Genomic DNA, 25,468 nt, shown 5'->3' on the forward strand with positions numbered 1-25,468 from the left:
CAGCGCCGCCGATGATAGCCGAGCGCCGGGCGAATGGAATCGCCGTCTTCGAGGATCAGGAATTGGGCGTAGGCTGATCCGCTTCGTTCGCTCCGTTGGCGCTCTCAATACGTCCGCGGCGCTGAAGAAGGAGCGCCACGAACCAGCACAGCAGCGCCCAGGCGCTGCCGGCGCACCAGCCGGCGATGACGTCGGTCGGCCAGTGGACGCCGAGATAGATGCGACTGAGGCCCACCATGAGCGTGAGCCCCATGGCGACAGCCAGCACATAGGCCTTGATCCGACGGCGGCTTTCTGTCCGCACGATCAGCGCGCCGAGGGTGAGATAGGTCACGGCGGCGCCCATGGCGTGGCCGCTCGGAAAGCTCAGCGTCTGCACGTCGACGAGATGGGCGACGAGGTCCGGGCGCGGCCGCTCGAAGCCGAGCTTCAGCAGGTAGCTCGCGATCCCGCCGCCGGCGGTGGCGACAAGCACGAACAGCGCCGCGGCACGCTTGCGGTCCACCACGAGAAATCCCACCACGACGAGCGTGATGAGCGTCAGCACGGTGGTGCTGCCGAGTGCCGTGATGTCGCGTATGGCGCCTTCCAGCCAGGGCGGACCCAGCGGGTCGGCCGGATCGCCCGGCGTGCGGAAGGCGAGCAGGACGGCTTCGTCGAAGGCGTGGGTTTCGCCCTCCACCACCTCGTCCGCGATGAGTGCGAAGACGAGCAGCCCGAGCGCCGCGCCCATCAGGGCGATGAGCGCGCTCAGTTCGGACAGGACCCAGCGCGGCAGGTCCCGCAGTCGGTGAAGCAGCGGTTCCCGGGAGGGGGGAGGGGCGAGGTCCGGCATCGAACAAAAGCTCTGCAGGTGGCAACAGGTGGCACGTCCCGAGGAGTACCCCGTCTCCTACGGGAACCGGAAGGGGCGTTGGCGTGTTCCCCTTCGGCATCAGAGGGAGAAGCCTATGCTGAAGGGTGGAATCCTGTGGCTGATCGGCATTCCCCTGCCGATCATTATCCTGTTGTGGCTGTTCGGCTATCTCAGTTGAACGCGCCACGGGCCACAATGCCGGGAAATCGGGCGGGCGCGGCATCGTCACGCATGATGCGGCATTTTCCTACGGCTTTTCGGCGCTAGTGTCCGTGATGGCGCGTCCGCCATCGGCGAGAGGTTCGCGGTTGTTCTATGAATCCTGTCGGTAGCCACGATCCGGCGCTGGTGGCGCTGTCGATACTGATCGCGGTGGCAGCGTCCTACACGGCGCTGGACCTCGCCGGGCGCGTGCCTCCCGCGCGCGGCACGGTGCGCAATGGCTGGCTGGCCGCAGCGGCGCTCGTGCTCGGTGGCGGCATCTGGGCGATGCACTTCATCGCCATGCTCGCCATGCATGTCGGCATGCCCATCTCCTACGATCCGGGGTTGACGATCCTGTCCTTCGTCGTCGCGGTCGTTGCGACCGGGATCGCCCTCTACGCGGCCAGCCACGTCGATGTGGGGCCGAGAGTCGTCAGTAATGGCCGCATCCTGCTGAGCGGCATTTTCATGGGACTCGGTATCGTCGGGATGCACTATACCGGCATAGCGGCCCTGCGCATGCCTGCCGTCATGACGCATGATCTTGTCTATGTGGGTGCGTCGGTTGTGCTGGCGATCACGGCGTCCACCGTGGCGATCTGGCTGGCCTTCCGCCGGCACTCGATAACGCAGCGCGCCATTGCGGCGCTGGCGCTCGGCTTCGGCATTGCCGGCATGCACTACGTCGCCATGATGGGAGTGACGCTCGCGCCGCACGAGGGAGGTCATGTTCCTCTCGATGGCCTCGATACCGTCGATCTCGTCATCGTGGTCACTGCCGCGACCTTCACCATCTTCATCGCGGCCTTGCTGGCCGCGATGTACGACCGGCGCTTTGCGGTGCTGGCCGAGCGGGAGGCGGCGATGTGGCGCGAGAGCGAGGAGCGCTATCGCATGCTCTATCGCCGTACGCCGCTACCTCTGCATTCGCTGGACGCGGACGGCTGTATCGCACAGGTGAGTGATCGCTGGCTCGACATGCTCGGCTATCGGCGGGAGGAGGTGGTGGGGCGTCCGCTGACGGATTTCATGACGCCGGATTCCACACGCCGGCGCCTGGAGGAGCACTGGCCGCGCCTGCTCGGCACGGGGGAACTGCGCGAGGCGGAATACCGCCTGATCACCCGGGACGGGCGGGTGCTCGACTGCGTTCTCTCCGCCGTGGCGGAGAAGGATGCCGAGGGACGCCTCACCAAGACGCTCTGCGGGCTGATCGACGTCACCGAACGCCGCGCCGCGGAGGAGGCGCTCCGGCAGGCGCAGAAGCTGGAGGCGGTCGGTCAGCTTACCGGCGGCATCGCCCATGACTTCAACAACCTGCTCGCGGTCGTGCTGGGCAATCTCGAACTCGCCACCAAGCGGGCTCCTGATGACGCGCGCCTGCTCGCCCTGCTCGACAATGCGATCCAGGCCGCGCAGCGCGGGGCGGCTCTGACCCAGCGCATGCTGGCCTTCGCCCGTCGGCAGGACCTGCAGCCCGAGCCGGTGGACGTGCCCGACCTCGTGCTCGGCATGGCGGAGCTGTTGCGCCGTTCCATCGGGCCGAGCGTGCGCATCGAGACGCGCTTTCCCCTCGGCCTGCCGCGTGCCCGGGTCGATGCCAACCAGCTCGAGCTCGCGCTGCTCAATCTGGCGGTGAACGCCCGCGACGCCATGCCGGATGGCGGCACAATCACCATTGCCGCCCGGGAAGAGACGGTGGGGCCATCCGATGACGAAGCGGATGCCGGCTCCTTCCGGCCGGGGCGCTATTTCTGCCTGTCGGTGTCGGATAGCGGCACCGGCATGGACGAGGAGACGCTGGCGCGGGCCACGGAGCCGTTCTTCACCACCAAGGGGGTCGGCAAAGGGACCGGCCTCGGCCTTGCCATGGTCCATGGGCTCGCGGCCCAATCGGGCGGAAAGCTGTCGCTGGACAGCCGCCTGGGGCAGGGCACGACGGCGACGATCTGCCTACCGATCGCCGAGGCCATCGCGGCACCGGTCGCCGAACCCGCCATGGCGGCCGAGGACGACGATGGCGTGCCCGCCGGCGAGACCGGCAAGCAGCGTGTGCTCGTCGTCGACGACGATCCTCTCGTCCTCTCCGCCACCGCCGCGATGCTGGAGGACCTTGGCTGCATGGTCCGCGAGGCGTCGTCCGGATCGGAAGCGTTGGCGCTGCTCGAGGCTGGCGAGGGCTTCGACGCGGTGCTTACGGACCAGGCGATGCCGGGCATGACCGGCGTCCAGCTTGCTTCGGCCATTGCGTCCCGCTGGCCGGCGCTGCCGGTCATTCTCGGCACCGGCTATGCCGAGCTTCCGCCGGACGCCAAGGCCGGCATGCTGCGGCTCGGCAAGCCCTTCAGCCGCGAGACCTTGCGGCGTGCGGTGATCGCCGCCACGCGCGGCCAGACGGACAATGTGGTGCCGCTGACCCGGCTTGGGTGAGCCGACCACTGACGCCGCCATCGGAATATTGTGTACTGGCGGTGACATTCGACGTTCGAATGACTATATCAGACACGTCCGGGGGAGCCTCGTCAGGAGGCTGAGAGGCCATCGGCGCGCGAGCGGCATGGCGACCCTTCGAACCTGATCCAGTTGAGACTGGCGGAGGGAGGAGTGAATGCTGTCCCCGCACGATGAAACCACCGCAACGCCGCGCACGGCCAACGCCATGCGCGTGAAGATCGTGGGCGCCGGCGTTGCCGGGCTCACCTGCGCCCATGCCTTCGCCCGACGCGGCGCCGAAGTCACCATCGTGGAGCGCAAGGCCGGCTCCGGGCAGGGCTGCTCCTGGTATGCGGGCGGCATGCTCGCCCCGTGGTGCGAACGCGAGAGCGCCGAGCCGATCATCGCCGAACTCGGCTTCGAGTCGCTCGATTACTGGCGCGAGGCGGTGCCCGACGTACCGAAGGAAGGCAGCCTGGTGCTGGCGCAGCCGCGCGATCTGCCGGACCTTCGCCGCTTCTCGCGGCGCACCGAAGGGTATGAGTGGATTGACGACACGCGCATCGCTGCGCTGGAGCCGGATCTCGAAGGGCGCTTCGACCAGGGCCTGTTCTTTCCGACCGAGGCGCATCTGGAGCCGCGCAAGGCGCTTGCGGCGCTGACCCGCAAGCTGGTCGACGAGCACCACGTGACCATCCGCTACGAGGCGGAGGGCTTCGATGGCGATGACGCCGCCGATGTAGTGGTCGACTGCCGCGGGCTCGCGGCGCGCGATCAGCTGGAAGATCTGCGCGGCGTGAAGGGCGAGATGCTGGTGCTCTATTCCACCGAGATCGCGCTCAAGCGTCCGGTGCGGATGCTGCACCCGCGCATCCCCGTCTACATCGTGCCGCGCGGCGACGGGCATTTCATGATCGGGGCAACCTCGATCGAGAATGACGAGCGCGGCCGCGTCACCGGACGCTCCATGCTGGAGCTGCTGTCGGCGGTCTATGCGCTGCATCCCGCCTTCGGCGAGGCCGAGATCGTCGAGATCGGCGCCGATGTGCGCCCGGCTTTTCCCGACAACCTGCCGCGCCTGCGCCGGCGCGGGAACACGATCTATGTGAACGGTCTCTACCGCCACGGTTTCCTCGCGGCGCCGGCGCTGGCCCGCCGCGCGGCGGAACTGGCGTTCGACGGGACGCATTTCCCGGAGGTCATGGATGAAGATCATCGTGAATGGTGAGGCGGCCGATACCCGTGCCGGCACGCTGGCCGCTCTGCTCGCGGAGCTCGGCCTCGGCGACGCCATCGTCGCGACGGCCGTCAACGGCGCCATGGTGCGGGCGGTGAAGCGCGAGGCGACGCCGATCGCCGACGGCGATAGGGTGGAAATCCTCGCCCCGATGCAGGGAGGCTGAGATGGACGCGATGACGGAAAAGACGACTCACGCCGACACGGTCGAGTTCTACGGCGCCAGGGTGAATTCGCGCCTGCTGCTCGGCACCGCGCAGTATCCCTCGCCGGCCATCCTCGCCGAGGCGATCCGGGCTTCGGGCACGGAGATCGTCACCGTCTCGCTGCGCCGCGAATCCGGCGTGGCGAAGTCCGGCCAGAGCTTCTGGCAGATCATCCGCGACCTTGGCGTGAAGGTGCTGCCCAACACGGCCGGCTGCAAGACGGTAAAGGAAGCTATCACCACGGCCGAGATGGCGCGCGAGCTGTTCGGCACGCCCTGGGTGAAGCTGGAGGTGATCGGCGAGGACGACACGCTGCAGCCGGACGTTTTCGGGCTGGTCGAGGCGGCACGCACGCTGGTGCGCGACGGCTTCCAGGTGTTCCCCTACACGACCGAGGACCTCGTGGTGGCGGAGAAACTGATTTCCGCCGGCTGCGAGGTACTGATGCCATGGGGCGCCCCCATCGGCTCCGGGCGCGGGTTGAACAACCCTTACGGCCTGCGCTCGATGCGCGCGCATTTCCCCGGCATTCCGCTGGTGGTGGATGCCGGCGTCGGCGTCCCCTCCCACGCGGCGGCGGCGATGGAGATGGGCTACGACGCCGTGCTGCTGAACACGGCGGTCGCCAAGGCCGGCGACCCGGTGCGCATGGCCCGTGCCTTCGCCCGCGCCATCGAGGCCGGCCGCGAGGCGCTGATCGCCGATCCCATGGAGGTGCGCGACATGGCGGCGCCCTCGACGCCCGTTATGGGCCGTGCCGTGCTGGGCCAGTGAGCCGGGGCAGAGTGATGAAGCTCGATCCGTTCTATCTCATCGTCGACCGTGCCTCCTGGCTGCCTCGCCTGCTGCCGCAGGGCGTGAAGCTGGTGCAGCTGCGGGCCAAGGATCTGGAGGAGCCGGAGCTCCGGCAGGAGATCGCGACCGCGCGGCAGGTCTGCGAGCGCTACGGCGCGCAGCTCATCGTCAATGACTACTGGCAGCTCGCCATCGAGGAGGGCTGCGATTTCGTCCACCTGGGCCAGGAAGACCTCGCCGCCGCCGACGTGCCGGCGATCCGCCGCGCGGGCTTGAAGCTCGGCATCAGCACCCATGACGAAGCGGAGCTGGAGGCGGCGTTGCTGGCCCGGCCCGATTATGTGGCGCTGGGCCCGGTCTATCCGACCATCCTCAAGAAGATGCGCTGGGCGCCGCAGGGGCTGGAGCGCGTGAGCCAGTGGAAGGCGCGCGTCGGCGACGTGCCGCTGGTCGGCATCGGCGGGCTCACCATCGAGCGCGCGCCCGGCGTGCTGCAGGCGGGCGCGGACAGTGTCGCCGTCGTCACCGACGTGCTGCTGAACGATAATCCCGAACGCCGCGCCCGTGAATGGGTGCTGGCGACGCGGGAACTCGCCTGACGCTTGGTCATGAGGCCGTGGCCGGGAAATCTCCCGGCCACGGCCCGTGCTTGTCTCAGCCGGCGGATGGCGCGAGCGTGCGCTGGCGCAGCAGGCTGGCGAGCTTGGCCATCTCGGGCGGAGGCTCCCGTTCGATGCGTCCGTACTCGCGGCCATCCGGCGTACGGCGGAACAGGCCGAGTTCCACCAGCTCACGGCGCAGCAGAGCATAGTCGCCGAAGGTGTGCTGTTCGTTCAGCAGCTCGTTCATCCGCCGTTCGGGGAAAGAGACCCCGCTCGGCAGGCGCGACCATAGCAGCCACAGGCACAGCACCTGCTGGTTGCGCTTCTTGGGCCAGCGCAGGAGGCGCCCTTCCACGTCGAACAGCCGCAGCGCCTTCTCGCAGCGCGCATGATCCGGCGGGAGAGCGGGTGCCATGGGGCTTTGCGACAGGCGATCACGGGCCTGCGCATCCGCGCGCAGATGCTGGAAGTTGCGGAAGCCGGCACCGCGCGCCAGCAGGTTCAGCAGTTCGACATGGCCGGGCGCGCGGTCCAGCGCGGCGATGCCGTCGCGCAGGGTGCGGGCGAGCGCGGAAATGTCCGGCGCCTCATAGGCCAGAACGGTTCTGGGCATGACCTATCCTCGTTTGGTGCCATTCCGCGAGGAATTGTCGGGGTTGCCGTCTTGCGACCGGGCACAAGGACAAGTGCAGGGTACGGAGATGAGCAGGTTTAGCTCCCCTTGCGGGGCGGCAACGCCTCGGTGAACTGCAGACCGTAGCCGAGGCATAAGCGAAGGGCGGCCGGAAGTCCAGCGGTGCGCCCGATCACTGGGTGCCCGGGCCAAGCCCGGGCATGAGGGAAAACAAGCAATACATCGTCATGGCCGGGCTTGGCCCGGCCACCCACGTCTTTCCGCAGGCACCCGGTTCCAAGTCGTGAATGCCCGGGCCAAGCCCGGGCATGACGTCGTGAACGGGGAGGGGACGTCCTTACTCCGCTGCCGCGCTTACGCCGCCGCCGAAGGTGCGTTCCATTTCGCGCCGCAGGCGCACGGTCGGGCTGTCCTTCACCTCGACATCGGCCCAGCCGACGATCTCGCCCTCGGGGATGTCGCGCTTGAGCGCCACGTGGTGGGCGAGGCCGATGGGCAGGCCGCCCTTCGCCAGCGAGGTGGCGGCGGGAAAGAGCTTGCCCCACACCGTGAAGCCTCCTTCGCCGTCGAGCATCTCGCCGGCCTTCAGCGGGCGCTTGGCGACCGCCACCACATCGCCGTTGAACGCCTCGGTGACGCCGGTCGGTTCGCCCCGCAGCACGGCGGAGGCGACGCTGACGCCGAGTTCCAGCCCGATGAGATGATAGGGGCGGTAGAGCGCGGTGTAGCGGCCCGACGGGTCCGTCACCACGCCATATTCCTTGAAGCAGCGGCGGGCATAGTCGCCCCGTGCGCTCGGGTCGGCCTCGAACACCACATAGACGCCCCAGCGCAGATCGCGGAACACCGGGCGCCCGTCACGCTCCAGCGAGGAGACCGTCTCCACCGTGCCGGAGTGTTCCAGAATGCCCCCGCGCTCGCGCGGGCGCAGCACGGTGGCGAGATCGTCGACGCCGCAGGGCGGGAACAGCAGGCCGTCCGAGGGCGCCTTCAGCCCCGCCGCATTGGCGATCGCCGCCATTTCGATGGACGACTTGGTGCCGTCGGCGAAGGAGTTGAACATCTGGGCATTCATGCCGCCCTGCGCGGCCTGCTCGACGGTGAGGCCGTAGAGATCCCAGATCGTGTCCGGCGTCGAGCGGTGGAAGCTCGGCAGGTACTTCGTGCCCTTGCCGGCGGCGACCACGCTGAAGCCACAGGTGCGCGCCCAGTCCACCATCTCGCAGACCAGCGCCGGCTGGTCGCCATAGGCCATGGAGTAGACCACGCCGGCCTTGCGGGCGCGCTCGGCCAGCAGCGGGCCGACCAGCACGTCGGCCTCGACCGTCACCATGACGATGTGCCGCCCGTGCTCGATGGCCTTCAGCGCGTGATGTGCGCCGGCGGCGGGATTGCCCGTGACTTCCACCACGACGTCGAGCCCGTCGGCCGAAATCAGAGCGTCGGCATCCTCTGTGAGCACGGTGCGGCCGGTGCGCAGCGCCTCGGCGAAGGACGGGGCGACGGCAGCCGCCACGTCCCAGCCGGTCGCTTCCAGTGCGGCGCGGGCACGCGGCACGGAAAGGTCGGCGATTCCCAGCAGATGCAGCCCCGGCGTGGTGCGCAACTGCGACAGGAACATGGAGCCGAACTTGCCGGCGCCGATAAGGCCGACACGGATGGGGCGGCCTTCGTCGGCGCGCGCCTTGAGCATGCGGGCGAGATTCATGGGCGTGTTCCTTCCCTGGCGTTGTCCGGCGGACCTTTGGTGTCCGCTCTTGTCTTCGGCCGATGCGGGTTTGGCGCCCCGCACCGTCGTCGTTCAGCCGGCCACCGCTCGGCCCTTGCTCCGCGGCGCGGATGTCTTCGGTGCCGCAGCCTTCGGGGCGGTCTGAGGCGGGGCGGCATCCTCTGCCGTCCTCAGCGCCAGAATGCGGTCGGCGAGGGTCGGCGAGGCGCCGTTCGCGGCCGGAGCGTGGCTGGCCAGCAGGACGTCGATGGGCGAGCCTGGACCTTCCAGCCGCGCCGTCAGATGGGCGACCTCGGCGGCGATGTCGCTGATGCGCTCACGCAGCAGCGCCGTGTCGTCGGCCTCGTCCCGGGAGGAGACGCCGCCCGCGGGCGTGGCGGGGACGGTGGTGGCGAGGGACAGGAGATGGTCGAGCTGCTGTTGCAGCCCGGCCCGGTCGTCGCGCGCCTTGGCGAGCGCGTCGTCGAGCATCGCCTTCTCGGCGCGGAGCATCTCGATGGTGTCGGCGGCCTCGCGTGCCAGCGCCTCGGCCGTACGCTGCGCCTGCCGCGCGTCGCCGGTGAGACGGCTCGCTTCGGCTTCGGTGGCGGCGCGCGCCTGCTCGGCTTCCAGCGTACGTGCTTCCAGGGCAGCAACCTGCGCGGTGAGGGCGGCGCGCTCGGTCCTGAGAGCGGCTGCCTCGCGATCGAGCGTCGCCAGCCGCGCCTCGGTGTCGGCGAGCTGCTCCCGCAACTGGCGATTCTTCGTGAGTTCGACGGAAAGGCTCTCGGAGGTCGTGCGCAGCGTGTTGCGCTCGGTCGTCAGATGCGTGTTGGTCGCCGCCAGATTGCGGTCGAGCTCGCCGATCCGGTCCTTCAGCGTGTCGCGCAGGGTGGTGAGCGCCACGTGGTCGATCTTGAACTCGTCTTCGCGGGCACTGGTCTCTTCCAGCGCGATGCGGGTCTCGGCGAGATCGGCGCTCGTGGTCTGCAGGGCGGCGCGGGTCTCCGCCAGATCGCGGGAGTGGATGTCGAGCTCGCTGGCCAGCCGGTCGCGCTCGGCGGTGATCGCGCTGTGCTCGGTCTGAAGCGCGGTCAGTTCGCCGGCCAGGCGGTCGATCGTCTCCTGACGCGTCCGCAATTCCTCGGCCTGGCGCGTCACATCGGTCCACTGGGAGGCCGCACGGTTCTGGAGCTTGTTCACCTCGAGTTCGAGGCGACGCACATCGACCGCGAAGATGGCGCGCTGCTCGTCCTTGTCGGCCTGGACTTCGGCGACCGAAACGGGAATGGCGCCCTCGATGCGCTTGCGCGTGAGACGCACGGCGCGGCGCCACACGGCGGGAAGCGCCAGCAGCGCCAGCAACGTCGCCGTCAGGAAGCCAATGGCGGCATACATGATCGCTTCGATCATGCGGAGTCTCACCTCAAACGCGGCATGTCCGCCCGGAGCGGGCCGGACGGCAGCTTACGGACCATAGGTTACAAATACCGAAACGGCCGGGCCAGCCCGACCGGGCGCCGGTGCCTCGGTGTGGCGTCAGAAGGGGTTCCAGGTCGAGTTGGGAGTGAACTTCAGGTAGCCGATATTGGCGCCGAGGCGCACGCCGACACCCGAACGGATCGGCACCACCACCACCTTGTCGGCGGCCAGGGCGGTCATGCCGAAGCCGGCGACGAAATAGGCCGAGCCGGAGATGCCACCGAAGCGGCGGAAGATGTCGCTGATGGAATTGAGGTTGTACACGAGGATCATCGTGCGGGCGCCGTCGCCGCCGAAATCCCAGCCGAGCGAGGGACCCTGCCAGTATACCTTCACGTCGCCAGCGTTGCGGGTGTAGAGCGTGCCTTCGCCATAGCGCAGGCCGCCGACAAAGGCGCCGGAACCCTCCTGGCCGAGGATGTAGCCGTTGGGCTGGCCCCACTGGCTCACCGCTTTCTCGATGGAGAGGGCGAGGCCCCGCGACACCTCGCCGAAGAAGCCGTGCCCGCGCTGGACGAGCTCGTCGGACGAGTAGGTCGGGTTCGATTGGGCACGGGCCGGCATGGCGGCAAAGGGGAGGGTGGCAAGAAGGGCGAGGCAGGCAGCAAGGGCGCGCAAGGTCGGCATCGTCGGTCTCGCGTTGGATCTCATCAAACGGGGACGGAGCCCGAGACGGGCCCAGAATCCGACATCCCCACACCAAACATCAAAATCGAACCTATCATTAGCACGGAGTGCGACCTTAGGAAGGCGCGTCGAGCCGGCGAAAGGCTGGTTCCGCTGCGAATGTGATCCTCAGGTCGCGGCGCCGCGGGCGACAAACCCCGTCACACGATAGCTTTCCGCGGTGCGGCCATAGGGCAGGGGCGTGCCGTCCGGACGGCGCACGCTGCCGCCCGCCGCCCGTACCAGAGCATGGCCGGCGGCCACATCCCATTCGCATACCGTGCCGAGTCGCGGGTAGATGTCGGCGCGCCCTTCCGCGACGAGGCCGAATTTCAGCGCGGAACCGCAGCTGATCCGTTCGGCGATATCGAGTTCGGCAAGCAGCGCCTCCGTCCCCGGATCGGGATGCGACCGGCTGGCGACGGCAACAATTCCTCTCTCCGGCATCGGCCGGCAATGGATCGGCGACCAGGAGGACGGATCGGCGACCGGGCCGGCGGCGAAGGCCGCGCTCGCCGTCCCGGTCACGGCGCCCGCATAGAGCTTGCCGACCGCCGGGCCGAGGACGATGCCGTGCGTCGGCACGCCGTTTTCCACAAGCCCGATATTCACCGTGAACTCGCCGCTGGAGCCGACGAACTCACGCGTGCCGTCGAGCGGGTCGACGAGCAGGAAAGTGCGGGAAGGCGCCTCGCCCTTGCCCTGGGAGACCGCTTCCTCGGCGATCACCGGCACACCGGGCAGGATACGGGCGAGCTCGCCGCGCAGCAGCTCCTCGGCGGCGAGATCGGCAGCGGTAACGGGGCTCTGGTCGGCCTTGGCGTTCACCGTCAGGCCCTCGGCGCGGATGCGCAGGATCACCTCGCCGGCCTTCAGCGCGGCATCGGCGAGGGCGGCCAGAAGGGAGAGGTGCGGCGGCAGGTGGGCGGTCGGCAGGGACATCGGGGAGGAGAGCTCTCGGTGTTCGCGCGAGGTTGGCGTCGCTGGGGGCGCGGTGTATCACAGCCCGCACGCCGGCTGCACATTTTGCGGCCGATTCGCCTGAAAAACACCGCAAGGGATGCGATGACGACCGCCATCGACCTCGACAAGCTCGATCTTGCCGCCCTCCTGTGTTCGCGCGTGTGCCATGACGTCATCAGCCCGGTCGGCGCCATCGTGAACGGGCTCGAGGTGCTCGACGACGAGGACGACCCGGCCATGAAGGCCTTCGCTCTCGACCTCATCGCCAAGAGCGCCAAACAGGCTTCCGCCCGACTGCAATTTGCCCGCCTCGCCTTCGGAGCGGCTGGCTCGGCCGGGGCGCAGATCGACACCGGCGACGCGGAAAAGGTGGCGCGCGGCTTCATCGAGGACGACCGCACCAGCCTCGAATGGCAGGTGCCGCGCGTGCTCGCGCCGAAGAACAAGGTGAAGCTCCTGCTGAACCTGCTGATCGTCGCCACCTCGACCATCCCGCGCGGCGGGCGCATCGCCGTCGAAGCAACGGGGGAAGGCGAGGAAGGCGGTTTCCGCCTGCGTACCGAAGGCAGCCATTCGCGCATTCCCCCGCATCTGGTCGGCCTGCTCGCCGGCGAGGCGCCGGAAGGCGGCGCGCTCGACGCGCATGCGATCCAGCCGCATTATACGGGCCTGCTGGGGCGGGCGACCGGCTATGGCTTCAATCTCGCGCATGAGGGCGAGGCGGTGACCATTCTGGTCGAGCGTGCCTGACGCGATCTCCCGCAGCGTCATTTTCAGAAGACATTAACCGATCGGTGGACAATCTGGCGTGCAGGCCGAAAGGCGTGCGCGTTGTGTTCCAGTATTGCCGGTCATCCATGTTCCCCGTCGATTCCCTGACCGCCGCCCCGCGCGGATCCGTCCCGAACGACGCGGCCTTTGCCGCCAAGCCCTTTCGCGCTTCCGGCGCCCTGCGCGCCGAGATGCTCCGGTCTGAGCCTCCGCGTCCCGCACCGGCGCGTGTCGATGTGCTGGTGTTCTCTTTCCATGGCATGCGATTCGCGTTGCCGGCCGCCCATATCGTCGATGTGATGACGGTTTCCGGCGCGCGCTGGGAGCGTCTGGTCGCCATGTCCGCCACGGGTACGCTGGGTGCCAGCGGCCTGCCGCTGATCCGGCTTGCCGCCCGCATGGGCTTCGCCGCGGACGCCACCAACCGGCCGGTGCAAGGCGGGCTGGTGCTGTTCGGCACCGCCGGCAAGGTGCGTGCGACCGTGCTGATCGACGACGTGCCGACGCGCGTGTCCGCGGGGGTCGAGACCATGCCGGCGAGCTGGCGCAGTCGCTTCAGCCCCTGCGAGGACATGATTGACGGCGTGGCCCTGCTGCCGGACGGAGCGCAGGCGGCGATGATCGACCTGCCGCTCGGCGTCAACGCGCCGCGGGCCGCCGTGGCCGGTGCTCCCGAGCGGGACACCGCCCATCTGCTGGTGCGGGCGGGACGGGCGCAACTCGAAGCCGTGCGCATTGCCGCTGTCCGGGATCTGAGGCCGCTCGACGAAGTTCCGGGGCTGGCGGTCCTTCCCTCCGCCGCTCTCCCGCGTGGCCGCCAGCGCATGCTGCTCGAATTTGGCGGCCAGGGTGACGTGGTTGCCGTCGACGAGGTGGTGGGTCTCGCGCCGCAGGGCCGCATCGAGCGCGTCGGGAGCTTGCGCTTCCTCGCCACGCCGACCGGCCGCTACCGGCTTCTGGAGCCCGGCGGCACCCAGCCTGCCCGCGCGGTGACCAAGCGCGTGCTGGTGACGGCGCCGGAAGATGCCGGGCGCTCCGTGCTTCGCGACCTCGTCCGCTCCATGGGCCATGAGGTGTCGCTCGCTGACGATCCGCGCGCGGCGCGGCTGGCCGGCGGGCGTTTCGATGTGATCCTGTTCGATCTTGACGCCTATGAGGACGTGCGCGCCGGGGGCGTCGAGGCGACGGACGGTGCGCAGCGCATTGGCCTTGCGGCCGGCGCTCTTCCCGCCGCGCCGCGCGGCTTCGCGCGCGTGGTTCCGGCGGGCGACGCCGTCGCGCTGGCGCTGGCCCTGCTGCGGCGCGCCTAGAAGCGAGCCGACCGATCACAGCTGCGCCATCCGTGCTTTCCACGGCTGTGCCGTGTCCTGGGGCCTGATAGGCTTCCGTTCGGTATCGCCCCCGGAATCCGTGCATGGCCCTGTTGAAGATTCTCCGCGTGCTTCTGGCGCTTCTGGCGCTGGGCTCGGCCATGGCGGGCGCGGCATCGGCTTCGGCGGCGATGGCGAAGCGTTCCGCCCCTTGCCACGAGTCGGCGCTGTCGGCTGCGGGGGAGGGGCATGCGGCGGCGGGTCATGTGGCTCCTGCGAGCTTGGCATCTGCCAAGGGATCGGGAGGAACCCTTCATCCGCCCGCGTCGGATGCGGTGCGTCTTCACCTGTGCTGCGTGTTGAGCCAGCTCGTGGCATCGCCGTTCACCGTGCCCGCTATCGTACCGCCGGTCTCGCGCGTCGCAGCGCTTCTGCCACCGGTCGGGGCGGCCCTGTCCGGCCTGACGTTGGCGACGCCGGTGCCTCCACCCCGAGCCGTCTGATCCTCGTTCGACGCGCGGCCCGTCACGGCCGCACCTTTGCGATCCGATGGAGAAAGACATGAAGAACATCACCCGTGCGGCCCTGATCGCCGCCAGCCTCGCCGTGCCTTCGCTCGCCTTCGCCCAGGGTATGCCCATGGGGCAGGACCATATGCAGCATGGGAACATGCCGATGGACCACAGCGCTCATATGGGCGACGGCGCCTCGACCAAGGCCTTCGAGGAAGCCAACAGCCGCATGCACGAGGGAATGGCGATTCCGTTCTCCGGCAACGCGGATGTCGACTTCGCCCGCGGCATGATTCCCCACCATCAGGGGGCGATCGATATGGCGAAGATCGAGCTGCAGTACGGCAAGGATCCGGAGCTGCGGAAGCTGGCCGAGGAGATCATCAAGGCTCAGGAAGGCGAAATCGCCTTCCTGAAGGCCTGGCTGGCCAAAAACGCGAAGTAGGCGGACCTGAAGTATCGTCATGGCCGGGCTAGTCCCGGCCATGACACCATGCGGGTGGCTTCAGACAGGCCGACAGCTGCTGGAGAGATGCCACAAAACAAAAACCCCGCCGTGTGGCGGGGCTTCAGTTGGGCAGGCGCCACCTGGCGCCTTGCCGCTCGGGATGTCGTCCGGCTCTCAGGCCGAGATGCGCTGTTCCTGCTCGCCCATCTCGCGCAGCACGTAGCCGCGGCCCCAGACCGTCTCGATGAAGTTGTGGCCTTGGGAGGCGTTGGCGAGCTTCTTGCGCAGCTTGCAGATGAAGACGTCGATGATCTTGAGTTCCGGCTCGTCCATGCCGCCATAGAGATGGTTGAGGAACATCTCCTTGGTCAGCGTGGTGCCCTTGCGCAGGCTGAGGAGCTCCAGCATCTGGTACTCCTTGCCCGTGAGATGCACGCGGTTGCCAGCGACCTCGACCGTCTTGGTGTCGAGGTTGACCACCAGATCGCCGGTGGTGATGACCGACTGGGCGTGCCCCTTCGAACGCCGGACGATGGCGTGGATGCGGGCGACCAGCTCGTCCTTGTGGAATGGTTTGGTGAGATAGTCGTCGGCGCCGAAGCCGAGGCCCTTCACCTTGTCCTCGATGCCGGCGAGGCCGGACAGGATGAGGATGGGCGTCTTCACCTTGGCGACGCGCAGTCCCTTGAGGACATCGTAGCCCGACATGTCCGGCAGGTTCAGGTCCAGCAGGATGATGTCGTAGTCGTAGAGCTTGCCGAGATCGACGCCTTCCTCACCGAGATCGGTCGTGTAGACGTTGAAGTTCTCGGACTTGAGCATCAGTTCGATGCTCTGCGCGGTCGCGCGGTCGTCCTCGATGAGCAAGACGCGCATGCCAATCCCCTTCCCTCGCCATGGCCCCGGGGGTTTCAGCGCTCAATCGGACGACTCCGGACCGAACGTGACCCCTCCCGCGCCCGGCCCGACACACTGATTCGTTACTTCGTGAATTAGGGGTAACAAAAACCGATTCCCGGGCACAAGCGGGGACACGAAATTTCTTCGAGTCTTCCCGCAAGAAGCTGGTCAGGAAGCGGAATTCATCAGCCTGATCATTGAAGTCGAATCTTAGAAAGTATGCCTAAGTGAGTCAGTCGACTCCGCTTTCGCGGTTTCGTCTGTCACACCGGACGATGCCGCGATCATTAACGAGCCCGGTAAACAAATCGTTTCCATCCGGCTGGAGAGTCGCGGATTCCCGGTTTCGGACTACCTGTTCCGACGAAAGGGTAAGGAAGCGGCAACATCTGTCGGCCAAGATGAGCCCTGCCGCCGCGTAAAGGCGGCTCGAACCGGCTCGCGTTTCCGCCTTCTCTGCGGTGATCGGGCCGGCCCGACGGAGCGGAGTACGCCGGTTATGAAGTCGCTCGACACACTCATTCGCCTCAAGCGTTTCCAGGCGGAGGAAAAGCGCCGCCACTTCGTCCAGATCGAGACGATGATTGCGGATTTCGACCGCATGGCACGCGATCTCGACCGCGAGATCGAGGCCGAGGAACAGCGCTCCGGCATCACCGACACGCAGCATTTTGCCTATTCGACCTATGCCAGCGCCGCCGCGACCCGCCGCGACAATCTGCGCCGCTCGGCTGACGAGTTGAAAGGGCAGCTTGAAGAGGCGCGCCTCGCCTATGACAACGCGCTGGACGAGGTGAAGAAGGTCGAGGCGCTCGGTGAGCGCGAGCGTTCCGAAGCGCCGGTGGAAATGCCGCCGCGCAACGTGTCCGGACGCGCCCGCGCGGTGCTCGGGGCCTGAAACCGCCCCCTCTCTCTCAGTCTATGATCGGCACGTGCGGCGCGGCCTCGCGCGACAGCAGCCCGGACAGGCGGGGATCATCGGCGATTTCGATCGACCGGCCGATCGCCCGGAAGCCGGCTTTGATGTAGAAGCCGAGTGCTGCTGGATGGTCATGGGTGCAGGTGTACACATGCACCCGCCGGGGCCTGCGGGCAAAGGCCAGGGCGAGCGCCCGGTTCATCAGGAAGCGCCCGGCGCCCGAGCCCACCAGTTCCGGCACCACACCGAAAAAAGCCAGTTCCACATCATTCGGCGTGCGGAAGTCGAGTTCCATCAGGCCGACATCGGCGCCGTCGCGGCGCAGGGCATGTACCGCGACCTCGGGATCGGCGATCACACCGCGTAGCGCCGCCTCATCCATGCGCAGGCGGGAATACCACAGCCATGGCTCCCCGATCCGCCGGAACAGGTCCCGATACCAGCCGGTGTCCGGCGCATCGACCCGTTCCAGCGTCAGCCCGCTGTCCGGAGGCTCGCGCAGAGCCGAAGGTTGCGCGGTGATTTCCAGATGGGTGACGATGGTCGCGATCTTGCCGGGCGGCAGCGGCGTATAGCCGTCGAGGTTCAGTGTCGGCGGGAATGAGGCGTCGGTCGTATCGGTCATCGGTATGGCGGTGCGGCTGTCAGTGTCGGAGCCATCCGCTTCTACAGATACTCGTGGCCTCTGCCTATGGTGGCTTCGGGTCGTCCGTACCGCATGTTTTCTCGATCTGGAGCGGTTCCAGGGGTTCACAGCGATGGATTTTCAGATATCTTACGGACAATTCCATTTAGTACATCTAATGAGAGTGAATTTATGACCGTCGCCGTCACGATCGATCAGGTCGGCAAGAATTTCGGCAGCGGGGCGCCCGCGCTCTCCAACGTGTCGCTCGAGGTGAAGCCGAGCGAGCTGGTGGCGCTGCTGGGGCCGTCCGGTTCGGGAAAGACCACGCTGCTGCGCATCGTCGCCGGCCTGGAGCAGCCGAGCCATGGTCGCGTGCTGTTCGACGGGCAGGACGCTCTCTCGGTGCCGGTGCGGCGGCGGGGCATCGGCTTCGTGTTCCAGAACTACGCCCTGTTCCGCCACATGACGGTGGCCGAGAACGTCGCTTTCGGCCTGCGCTCGCGCCCGCGCGCCGAGCGCCCCTCCGAGGCGGAGATCAGCAAGCGGGTGGCCGACCTGCTGGCCCTCGTGCAGCTCGAGGCGTTCGGCGGACGTTTCCCGGCCCAGCTTTCCGGCGGCCAGCGCCAGCGCGTGGCGCTGGCCCGCGCCCTCGCCATCGAGCCGAAGGTGCTTCTTCTTGACGAGCCGTTCGGGGCGCTGGATGCGCTGGTGCGCAAGGAGTTGCGAAAATGGTTGCGCGAGCTGCACGACCGCACCGGCCACACGACCCTGTTCGTGACGCATGACCAGGAAGAGGCGCTGGAACTGGCCGACCGCGTGGTGGTCATGGGTCGGGGCAAGATCGAGCAGGTCGGCTCGCCGGACGATGTCTATGACCGCCCGGAAACCGCCGCCGTGTTCGGCTTCATGGGCGAGTCGAGCCGTATCGAGGTGGAGGTGAAGGACGGCGTCGCCATTGCCGGCAGCACCGCCATCGCCGCCGCCACCCAGCCGGTGCCGGACGGGCCGGCGCTGCTTTATGTACGCCCGCACGACGTCTCGCTCGGACTTCCCGGCACGCCGGGCCTCCGGGGTGCGGTGCGGGCCTTCCGCCGCCATGGCGCCATCCGCCGGGTTGAGGTGGAAGTCGGCAGCGCGCTGTTCGAAGCGGATATCGCGCCGACCGTGCGCGTGCCGGTCGGCGAGGCGGTGGCGGTGCGGCTGGACCGCGCCCGCCTGTTTCCGCCGACGGGACCCGGGGTCGACTGCCGTCCGCCGCCGCCCCAGCAGCCGGGCGACTACGCGATCTGACGGGCCGACCCGCTCACTGGAAGCGGGTCAGCGAGGCTCCAGCCGCCACACATCCTCATGTACCGGCCGATGGCCTTTGAGGCCATCCTTCGGCTCGTGCTTCTCCAGCAGGGTGACGTGGTAGGACGGGCCGTAGAGGCGTCGCACCTCCGCTTCCGGTACCGCGAAGGGCGGGCCGGCCAGAAGCGACTGATCATAGTCGAAGGCGATCAGCAATTGCCGCGCGGTGTGCGTCAGATGGACGAGATGCGTCGCGTAGCGCTCGCGCATGGGTCCCGGCAGGGCGACCAACGCGGCGCGGTCATAGACCGCGTCGACGGCACCCAGCGCATGACGATCGACATCGAAGATATTGCCGACGAAGACGGTGAGGGGGCCGGCCTCGAAGCGCTCCAGCGGGCCGGCATCGGAAATCTCCGGCGTGACGCCGAGTTCGGCGAACAGCTGCTCGACCGCCAGCCGGCTCAGTTCGGCGCCGGCGACCCGATGGCCCTGCGACAGCAACCAGCCGATATCGAGGCTCTTCCCGCACAGGGGAAGGAAAAGGCGCGCGCCGGGCGCGAGGCCGAGGGCGGGCAGGTGGCGCTGGAGCAGCGGATTGGGCGCGGAAGCATGAAAGGCGATCTCGCCGCGCTGCCATTTGTCGTGCCAGAAGCTGTCGTCCATCGTCGCGCACCTTGCTGTCTGCGGGTGCGTCATCATAGCGCCGGCGCTTCGCCTTCCTAGAGCGAAACCGGCTAGCGGGCCGTCCGCCGGATGAAACTGCCGAAGGCGCGCGGACCGTCGGCGACCTCGATGTCGGCGACGACCTTCAGCGTCGTCGCGTCGATCACGCTCAGCGTGTTCGCCTCCCAGTTGGCGACCTGTACGAAGGCGCCGTCGCCGCTGGTCGCGATGCCCTCGGGATAGTCGCCGACCGGGATGGTGGCGACCTTCTCCAGCGTGGCGACGTCGAACACGGTGACGGTGGAATCGTACTGGTCGGTGACGAAGGCATGGCCGCGGGCGAGCGCCACGGCATAGGGGCGCTCGCCGACCTTTACCGTGCCGACCACGCGGCGCGTGGCGATGTCGATGACCGTCACGTCGTTCGAGCCGACATTGGCGGTGTAGGCGCGCCGGCCTTCGGCATCGATGGTGATGCCGAAGGGGCGGGTGCCGACCTTGAGGGAGGTGGCGCGGGTGAGGCTCGTCGTGTCGATGAAGCTCATCGCGTCGGAGTCCCGGTCGGCGGAGAGCAGAAGCGCGCCGTCCGGCGTCACCGCGAGGCCGGAGGGAGAGTCGCCCACCTTCACCTCGCCGGCGATCCGCCCGGTAGCGGCCTCCACGGCGACGATGCGGTGCTGATACCAGTCGGCGACATAGGCCGGGCTGCCGGAGGGATGCACGGCGACGCCAAGCGGGCCGCCGCCGACATCCACGCGATGCTCCACCCGGCGGCTCGCGGCGTCGATGATGCTCAGCGCCTTGCCGTCGGGCGAGGTGACGAAGGCCCGCGCGCCATCCGGCGTCACCGCGATGCCGGCCGGCTTGCCGGGGATCGGCAGGGTGGCGACCACCTTGCGCGTGTCGAGATCGACGATGGAAAGCATCTCCGCCGGCTGCGAGGTGACGAAGGCCTCGTCAGCTTCGACGGGAATGGGGGAAAGAAGCAGCGCCGCGAACGCCCCCGCGACCGGCGCGGATGCCCGCAGACGCGCGATGACCGGGGCGGGCCCGGTCATCTGCTTCCTGCTCATAGCCGATGCGGGCATGAGTGGTCAGTTGCTGGCTTCGATCTGCTTCTTCAGGTTTTCAAGCCCGGCCTTGTAGAGCCCGGTCACCGCGTTGACGGCGGCCTCGTCGTTCAGTTCCGGCGGCGGGTCGTTGTTGGGGTAGCCGCGATAGAACGCGCCGCGCCATTCGACCTCGGACTTCTTGCCGCCATCGGCCGGCGTCACGACCAGCCAGGACGAATAGTTGGTCACCGGCAGCACCTTCACGTCGACCTTCTCGATCCGGTACATGAGGGTCATCTTTTCCGGCTCGATCTTGGCGACCTCTTCCTCGACCGTCGCGCCGTTCTTCAGCGTGAGGATGCGCTTGGCGCCGGGCGCGTTGCCGCCGGTGCCCTCGGTCTTGGCGACGACGGGAATCCAGCCGCCGTCCTGGAAGTTGGAAAGGACGGTCCACACCTTCTCCGGCGGGGCGTTGATCTCGATCTTCTCGGAGACCTTCTGGCGGGTCGGGCCATGGGCGGAGGCCGTGCCGAGGGTGGCCAGCATCGAGGTGGCGGCCAGCGCCGCGGCGAACAGTTGGATCTTCATCGTTTCCATCCCGGAACAGGGTTCGTTGCGGGCTTTTCGTGCCCGTTGGCGGCCAGTCTAGGGACAGAATCGGCGTTCGTGAACTCTCTCCGGCGTGAAAAAGTTCCTGATCTTATTCTTTGAGATTCTTAAGAAAATTCTTTGAGAACCTTAAGAAAGGCGGCGCCGAAGGAATCCAGCTTGGCCGCGCCTACACCCTTGATGCCGGCAAGCTCGGAGCGGGTGCGCGGGTGCTCCACCGCCATTTCCTCCAGCGTGCGGTCGGCGAAAATCACATAGGCCGGCACGCCGCGCTCGGCGGCCAGTTCGCGGCGCAGCGCCTTGAGCTTGCCGAGCAGCGCCGCCTCGGCCGGCGCCAGCTCCGGTCCACCTTCCCCGCGCGCGAAGCGCTCCCGCCGCCGCTTGGCGGGCGCCGCGAGGGTGAAGGCGCGGGTGCCGTCGAGCACGGCGAGGCCGGTCTCGGCGAGGGTGAGGGCGCCGAAGCGGGTGGGGTCGGCATGCAGAGCGCCGGTCGCCACGAGCTGGCGCAGCAGCGCGCGCCATTCGGTCGCCGGCTTGTCGGCGCCAGCGCCGAAATCGGCCAGCCGGTCATGGCCGCGCGCGCAGATCTGGTCGTTGCGCTGACCGGTGACGACGCTCGCAATATAGGCCGCGCCGTAGCGCTCGCCGGTGGCGCGCACGAGCCGCAGCACGAGTTGGGCGTCCCGGCTGGCATCCACCACCTTGGGCGGGTCGCGGCAGACGTCGCAGGTGCCGCAGGCCTTCGCCCGCTCGCCGAAATAGCCGAGCAGAACGGCGCGCCGGCAGGTCACCGCCTCGCAGAAGCCGACCATGGCGTCGAGCCGGCGGGCCTCCACCATCTTGCGTTCGGGCGGGGAGGGCTCCTCGTCGAGGAAGCGGCGCCGGGTGGCGATGTCGCCCGCCGAATAAAGCAGCAGCGCCTCGGCGGGCTGGCCGTCGCGGCCGGCGCGGCCGATCTCCTGATAATAGGCTTCCAGCGTGCCGGGCGCGTCCGCGTGCAGCACGTAGCGCACGTCGGACTTGTCGATGCCCATGCCGAAGGCGACCGTCGCCACCATCACGACGCCGTCCTCGGCGAGGAAGACCTCCTGATTGGCGGCGCGCGCCTCCGGGCTCATGCCGGCATGGTAGGGCAGGGCACGGATGCCGGCGCCGGCCAGACGCTCGGCCGTCTCGTCCACCTTCTTGCGCGAGATGCGGTAGACGATGCCGGAGACGCCGTCGCGCGCCCGCACATAGCTTTCGATCTGCCGCGCAGGATCCTTCTTCGGCTCGATGCCGATGAAGATGTTCGGCCGGTCGAAGCCGGAGACGAAGACCCGCGCCTGCCCGCCGAACAGCCGCTCGACGATGTCGTCGCGCGTCGCCCGGTCGGCGGTGGCGGTCAGCGCGACGAGCGGCAGGCCGGGGAAGATCTCGCGCAGCCGGCCGAGCCCGAGATATTCGTTGCGGAAGGAATGGCCCCATTGCGAGATGCAGTGCGCCTCGTCCACCGCGACGAGGCCAAGCGGCAGGCGCGACAGCGCCGCCAGCATGCGCTCGGTCAGCAGCCGCTCGGGGGCGAGATAGAGCAGGCGGATCTCGCCTGCCGCGACCCGACGCCAGATGGCGACGTTCTCCTCGCGGGATTTTCCCGAGTGGATGGCCTCTGCCGCAACACCCTGCAGCTTCAGCGCGTTCACTTGGTCGTCCATCAGCGCGATGAGCGGCGAGACGACGATGGAGAGGCCGCCCAGCACCAGGGCGGGAAGCTGGTAGCACAGCGACTTGCCGGCTCCGGTCGGCATCACCGCGAGGGTCGGCACCCCGGCGAGGACGGAATCCACCACGTCCTGCTGGCCGGGGCGGAAGCGATCGAAGCCGAACACTTCGGCGAGCCGCGCGCGCTTGGCTTCCTCGACGTCGGGCGGCAGGATGCCGTGCGATGAGGTGAGCGGGATGTTCATGCGGCGGGCGTCGTCCGGTTCATGGCGCGGGAAGCCGCGCAAAGGGTCTTGATGGCGGGCGCATGGGCGGAAATGGTGGTCCCGCGCATCCGCCGGATTCGCGAGCTTTCCTGAGAATCACTTCCGATGGCGCTCGAACTCACCCTTGGTTTAACGCTGGCGGCGCTGCTGTGCGAGGCTGCGTTCGGCTATCCGAACATTCTCGTGCGTTTCCTCGGTCATCCCGTGATGTGGATCGGGCGGCTGATCGGCGTGCTGGACGGCACGATCAACCGCGATGGCGACCCGCCCGGCTGGCGGCGTGCCGCCGGGATCGCGGCGCTGGTGGTCATCATCGTGGCGAGCGGGGCGGCGGCGGGCTTCGCCCAGAAAATGCTTCTCTCGGTTCCGTTCGGCTTCCTCGGCGTCGCCCTGCTCGGCTCGACCCTGTTCGCCCAGCGCAGTCTCCACGATTTCGTGGGGCGCGTGGCCGACGGGCTCGACGAGGGGCTGGAGGCCGGGCGGAAGGCGGTCTCGCATATCGTCGGGCGTGATCCGGAAAGGCTGGACGAGGCCGGCGTGTCGCGCGCGGCTATCGAGAGCCTCGCCGAGAATTTTTCCGACGGCATCGTCGCACCTGCGCTGTGGATGGTGATCGGGGGCCTTCCGGGCGGGGCGATCTACAAGGCGGTCAACACGGCCGACAGCATGATCGGGCACCGCGACGCGCGGCACGGCGATTTCGGCTGGGCCTCGGCGCGGTTCGACGACCTGATCAACCTGCCGGCCTCGCGCCTTGCCGGCCTGCTGATCGTGGCGGGCGCGGTGTTCGTGCGTGGGGCCTCGCCGCGCGGGGCCTGGCGGGCGATGCTGCGAGACGCGAGGAAGCACCGCTCGCCCAATGCCGGGTGGCCGGAGGCGGCGCTTGCCGGCGCGCTGGGCATCGGGCTTGCCGGGCCGCGCTACTATGGCGGTGCGCTCTCGGTGGACGGCGTGATGGGAGAGGGCGGCCGGCGCGCGTGCACGGCCGACGACATCCGCCGCGCGCTGAGGCTGTATCGCGCGGCCGACGCGGTGATGATCGGGCTGGTGGCGGCGCTGGCGCTGGTGGCCTGGAACTGGTGAGGCCGATTCCGGCCGGCGGGTGCGGGGCTATCCGCCGGCCAGTTCCATGAGCCGGTCGAGATCGACATGCCGCTCCAGATGCGCGGCGAGGGCATCCAGCGTCGCCTCGACGCTCTCCTCGTAGCGAAGATCGCTCGGTGCGGCGCCGAGCGTCGCCAGCCACAGCGCGCGCTGGCGGTCATCGGCGAACAGGCCGTGCGCATAGGTGCCGGTGATCCGGCCATCCGCCGAGACCGCGCCTTCCGGCCCCTCGCCGTCGATCCGCGCGAAAGGATAGGAGCGGCCGGGCCCTTCCGTCACGCCCATATGCATCTCATAGCCGGAGAAAGGCGCGCCGGAAGCCATGCCGGTGACGGCGACGAGGCGCTTCTCGCCGGCGAGCACCGTCTCGACGTCCAGCAGGCCGAGACCCGCGACCCTGCCGGGCGGTCCTTCGATGCCTTCGGGATCGGCGATGGAGCGGCCCAGCATCTGGTAGCCGCCGCACAGGCCCAGCACCCGCCCGCCACGCCGCGCATGGGCGGCAAGGTCGATGTCCCAGCCCTGCCGGCGGAAATCCTCGAGATCGGCGATCGTGGACTTCGAGCCGGGCAGGATGACGAGATCGGCATCGCCCGGCAGCGCCGTGCCGGGGCGGATGCGCAGCACCTCGACCGAGGGCTCGGCATCCAGCGGGTCGAGATCGTCGAAATTGGCGATGCGCGGCAGGATGGGCACGGCGATGCGGATGCGGGCCTCCGGCTTGGCCTGCGCCGCGGCGTCGAGGCCGAGCGCGTCCTCGGCCGGCAGGCGGCGGGCATCGGGGAAGAAGGGGATGAGGCCCAGCGCCTCCCAGCCGGTGCGGCGGGCGATCTCCTCCATGCCGCTGGCGAACAGCGCCGGGTCGCCGCGGAAGCGGTTGACGAGGAAGCCGCGGATCATCGCCGCGTCCTCCGCCGGCAGCACCGCATGCGTGCCGACGAGGCTGGCGATGACGCCGCCCCGGTCGATGTCGCCGATCAGGATGACAGGCACATCGGCCGCGCGGCAAAATCCCATATTGGCGATGTCGCCGGCCCGCAGGTTGATCTCGGACGCCGAGCCGGCGCCCTCGACGAGCACGAGATCGGCTTCCGCACGGAGCTTTCCGTAGCTCTCCAGCACCGCCGCCATCAGCGAGGGCTTGAGCTTCTGGTACTCGCTCGCCTTTGCCGTGCCGCGCGCGCGGCCCTGCACCACGACCTGTGCGCCGATCTCGCTCTGTGGCTTCAGCAGCACCGGGTTCATGTGGACGGAAGGCGCTACGCGCGCTGCCCGCGCCTGCAGCGCCTGCGCACGGCCGATCTCGCCCCCGTCGGCGGTGACGGCGGCGTTGTTGGACATGTTTTGAGGCTTGAAGGGGCGGACGCGGAGGCCGCGATTGGTGTAGGCGCGTGCGAGGCCGGCGACGATCAGCGACTTGCCGACATCCGAGCCGGTGCCCTGGAACATGAGGGCGCGCGGGGGGCCGGAAGGCGCGCGAGGGGCGTTCATCGCGCGCCCTCGCGC

The 25,468-nt window shown here is 68.6% G+C and carries 25 protein-coding genes and 1 riboswitch; of the genes, 12 read left to right on the forward strand and 13 right to left on the reverse strand.

Going from position 1 to position 25,468, the window contains the following annotated elements:
• Window positions 1-55: 55 nt before the first annotated feature.
• Complete coding sequence (locus FO470_RS06415) at window positions 56-835, reverse strand: phosphatase PAP2 family protein (protein WP_186291871.1); 780 nt, start codon at window positions 833-835, stop codon at window positions 56-58.
• Between the two features lie 336 nt (window positions 836-1,171).
• On the opposite strand from FO470_RS06415, the gene FO470_RS06420 reads away from it, so the two are divergent.
• The 5 genes from FO470_RS06420 (at window position 1,172) to FO470_RS06440 (ending at window position 6,330) form a co-directional block, all read left to right on the forward strand.
• A complete protein-coding gene (locus FO470_RS06420) occupies window positions 1,172-3,490 on the forward strand; it encodes an MHYT domain-containing protein (RefSeq protein ID WP_144342134.1) in 2,319 nt (772 codons plus the stop codon).
• 70 nt (window positions 3,491-3,560) lie between these two features.
• Window positions 3,561-3,678, forward strand: a riboswitch (TPP riboswitch).
• Between the two features lie 41 nt (window positions 3,679-3,719).
• On the forward strand, window positions 3,720-4,721 hold the full coding sequence (gene thiO / locus FO470_RS06425) for a glycine oxidase ThiO (RefSeq protein WP_144342792.1): 1,002 nt from the start codon (window positions 3,720-3,722) through the stop codon (window positions 4,719-4,721).
• Entirely contained in the window at window positions 4,699-4,896 is a 198-nt protein-coding gene (gene thiS, locus FO470_RS06430; RefSeq protein WP_144342135.1) for a sulfur carrier protein ThiS, read from the forward strand. Before thiO ends, thiS begins: the two co-directional genes overlap by 23 nt.
• 1 nt (window position 4,897) lies before the next feature.
• Window positions 4,898-5,710: a thiazole synthase gene (locus tag FO470_RS06435; protein WP_144342136.1), complete on the forward strand. Its 813-nt coding sequence runs from the start codon at window positions 4,898-4,900 to the stop codon at window positions 5,708-5,710.
• A gap of 14 nt (window positions 5,711-5,724) precedes the next feature.
• Window positions 5,725-6,330: a thiamine phosphate synthase gene (locus tag FO470_RS06440; protein WP_144342137.1), complete on the forward strand. Its 606-nt coding sequence runs from the start codon at window positions 5,725-5,727 to the stop codon at window positions 6,328-6,330.
• A gap of 55 nt (window positions 6,331-6,385) precedes the next feature.
• Here FO470_RS06440 and FO470_RS06445 read toward each other — a convergent pair whose 3' ends face one another.
• The 5 genes from FO470_RS06445 to cysQ form a co-directional block, all read right to left on the reverse strand.
• Complete coding sequence (locus FO470_RS06445; protein ID WP_144342138.1) at window positions 6,386-6,946, reverse strand: DUF2087 domain-containing protein; 561 nt, start codon at window positions 6,944-6,946, stop codon at window positions 6,386-6,388.
• A 358-nt stretch (window positions 6,947-7,304) separates the two neighbouring features.
• Window positions 7,305-8,675, reverse strand: a complete 1,371-nt coding sequence (locus FO470_RS06450) for an NAD(P)H-dependent oxidoreductase (protein ID WP_144342139.1) — start codon at window positions 8,673-8,675, stop codon at window positions 7,305-7,307.
• 93 nt (window positions 8,676-8,768) lie between these two features.
• Window positions 8,769-10,088, reverse strand: coding sequence for a hypothetical protein (locus tag FO470_RS06455; protein ID WP_186291872.1), 1,320 nt, complete (start codon window positions 10,086-10,088; stop codon window positions 8,769-8,771).
• A gap of 126 nt (window positions 10,089-10,214) precedes the next feature.
• Window positions 10,215-10,784, reverse strand: coding sequence for a DUF1134 domain-containing protein (locus FO470_RS06460; protein WP_144342140.1), 570 nt, complete (start codon window positions 10,782-10,784; stop codon window positions 10,215-10,217).
• Window positions 10,785-10,952: 168 nt separating this feature from the next.
• Entirely contained in the window at window positions 10,953-11,765 is an 813-nt protein-coding gene (gene cysQ / locus FO470_RS06465; protein ID WP_144342141.1) for a 3'(2'),5'-bisphosphate nucleotidase CysQ, read from the reverse strand.
• 123 nt (window positions 11,766-11,888) lie between these two features.
• Between cysQ and chpT the strand changes: the two genes are divergently transcribed.
• From chpT to copM, 4 genes are all read left to right on the forward strand, one after another.
• The gene (chpT, locus tag FO470_RS06470) at window positions 11,889-12,536 is read left to right on the forward strand and encodes a histidine phosphotransferase ChpT (protein WP_144342142.1); all 648 of its coding nucleotides are present in this window, start codon (window positions 11,889-11,891) and stop codon (window positions 12,534-12,536) included.
• 281 nt (window positions 12,537-12,817) lie between these two features.
• Window positions 12,818-13,867, forward strand: a complete 1,050-nt coding sequence (locus FO470_RS06475) for a DNA-binding transcriptional response regulator (RefSeq protein ID WP_246659501.1) — start codon at window positions 12,818-12,820, stop codon at window positions 13,865-13,867.
• Between the two features lie 104 nt (window positions 13,868-13,971).
• Window positions 13,972-14,370 (forward strand): hypothetical protein, encoded by a 399-nt coding sequence (locus FO470_RS06480; RefSeq protein WP_144342144.1) that lies wholly within the window; start codon window positions 13,972-13,974, stop codon window positions 14,368-14,370.
• A gap of 58 nt (window positions 14,371-14,428) precedes the next feature.
• On the forward strand, window positions 14,429-14,824 hold the full coding sequence (copM, locus tag FO470_RS06485; protein WP_144342145.1) for a CopM family metallochaperone: 396 nt from the start codon (window positions 14,429-14,431) through the stop codon (window positions 14,822-14,824).
• 177 nt (window positions 14,825-15,001) lie between these two features.
• On the opposite strand, the gene ctrA is transcribed toward copM, so the two are convergent.
• On the reverse strand, window positions 15,002-15,703 hold the full coding sequence (ctrA, locus tag FO470_RS06490; protein WP_144342146.1) for a response regulator transcription factor CtrA: 702 nt from the start codon (window positions 15,701-15,703) through the stop codon (window positions 15,002-15,004).
• A 523-nt stretch (window positions 15,704-16,226) separates the two neighbouring features.
• On the opposite strand from ctrA, the gene fliJ reads away from it, so the two are divergent.
• Entirely contained in the window at window positions 16,227-16,625 is a 399-nt protein-coding gene (gene fliJ, locus FO470_RS06495) for a flagellar export protein FliJ (protein WP_144342147.1), read from the forward strand.
• A gap of 16 nt (window positions 16,626-16,641) precedes the next feature.
• Here the strand turns inward: fliJ and FO470_RS06500 are convergent, their stop codons facing one another.
• The gene (locus FO470_RS06500) at window positions 16,642-17,271 is read right to left on the reverse strand and encodes a GNAT family N-acetyltransferase (RefSeq protein WP_144342148.1); all 630 of its coding nucleotides are present in this window, start codon (window positions 17,269-17,271) and stop codon (window positions 16,642-16,644) included.
• A 192-nt stretch (window positions 17,272-17,463) separates the two neighbouring features.
• Between FO470_RS06500 and FO470_RS06505 the strand changes: the two genes are divergently transcribed.
• A complete protein-coding gene (locus FO470_RS06505; RefSeq protein ID WP_144342149.1) occupies window positions 17,464-18,564 on the forward strand; it encodes a sulfate/molybdate ABC transporter ATP-binding protein in 1,101 nt (366 codons plus the stop codon).
• A 27-nt stretch (window positions 18,565-18,591) separates the two neighbouring features.
• Here FO470_RS06505 and tmpT read toward each other — a convergent pair whose 3' ends face one another.
• From tmpT to recQ, 4 genes are all read right to left on the reverse strand, one after another.
• Window positions 18,592-19,230 carry a thiopurine S-methyltransferase gene (tmpT, locus tag FO470_RS06510; RefSeq protein ID WP_144342150.1) on the reverse strand — a complete coding sequence of 213 codons (639 nt, stop codon included), beginning with the start codon at window positions 19,228-19,230 and terminating at the stop codon, window positions 18,592-18,594.
• Window positions 19,231-19,301: 71 nt separating this feature from the next.
• A complete protein-coding gene (locus tag FO470_RS06515; RefSeq protein WP_144342151.1) occupies window positions 19,302-20,288 on the reverse strand; it encodes a YVTN family beta-propeller repeat protein in 987 nt (328 codons plus the stop codon).
• 36 nt (window positions 20,289-20,324) lie between these two features.
• Window positions 20,325-20,870: an SRPBCC family protein gene (locus FO470_RS06520; protein WP_144342152.1), complete on the reverse strand. Its 546-nt coding sequence runs from the start codon at window positions 20,868-20,870 to the stop codon at window positions 20,325-20,327.
• A 128-nt stretch (window positions 20,871-20,998) separates the two neighbouring features.
• On the reverse strand, window positions 20,999-22,837 hold the full coding sequence (gene recQ, locus FO470_RS06525) for a DNA helicase RecQ (protein ID WP_144342153.1): 1,839 nt from the start codon (window positions 22,835-22,837) through the stop codon (window positions 20,999-21,001).
• Window positions 22,838-22,963: 126 nt separating this feature from the next.
• On the opposite strand from recQ, the gene cbiB reads away from it, so the two are divergent.
• Complete coding sequence (gene cbiB / locus FO470_RS06530; protein ID WP_144342154.1) at window positions 22,964-23,941, forward strand: adenosylcobinamide-phosphate synthase CbiB; 978 nt, start codon at window positions 22,964-22,966, stop codon at window positions 23,939-23,941.
• Between the two features lie 27 nt (window positions 23,942-23,968).
• Here the strand turns inward: cbiB and FO470_RS06535 are convergent, their stop codons facing one another.
• Entirely contained in the window at window positions 23,969-25,453 is a 1,485-nt protein-coding gene (locus FO470_RS06535; protein ID WP_144342155.1) for a cobyric acid synthase, read from the reverse strand.
• Window positions 25,454-25,468: the final 15 nt, after the last annotated feature.

It is taken from the genome of Ancylobacter moscoviensis, from assembly GCF_007559435.1.
GTDB classification, from domain to species: Bacteria; Pseudomonadota; Alphaproteobacteria; order Rhizobiales; family Xanthobacteraceae; genus Ancylobacter; species Ancylobacter moscoviensis.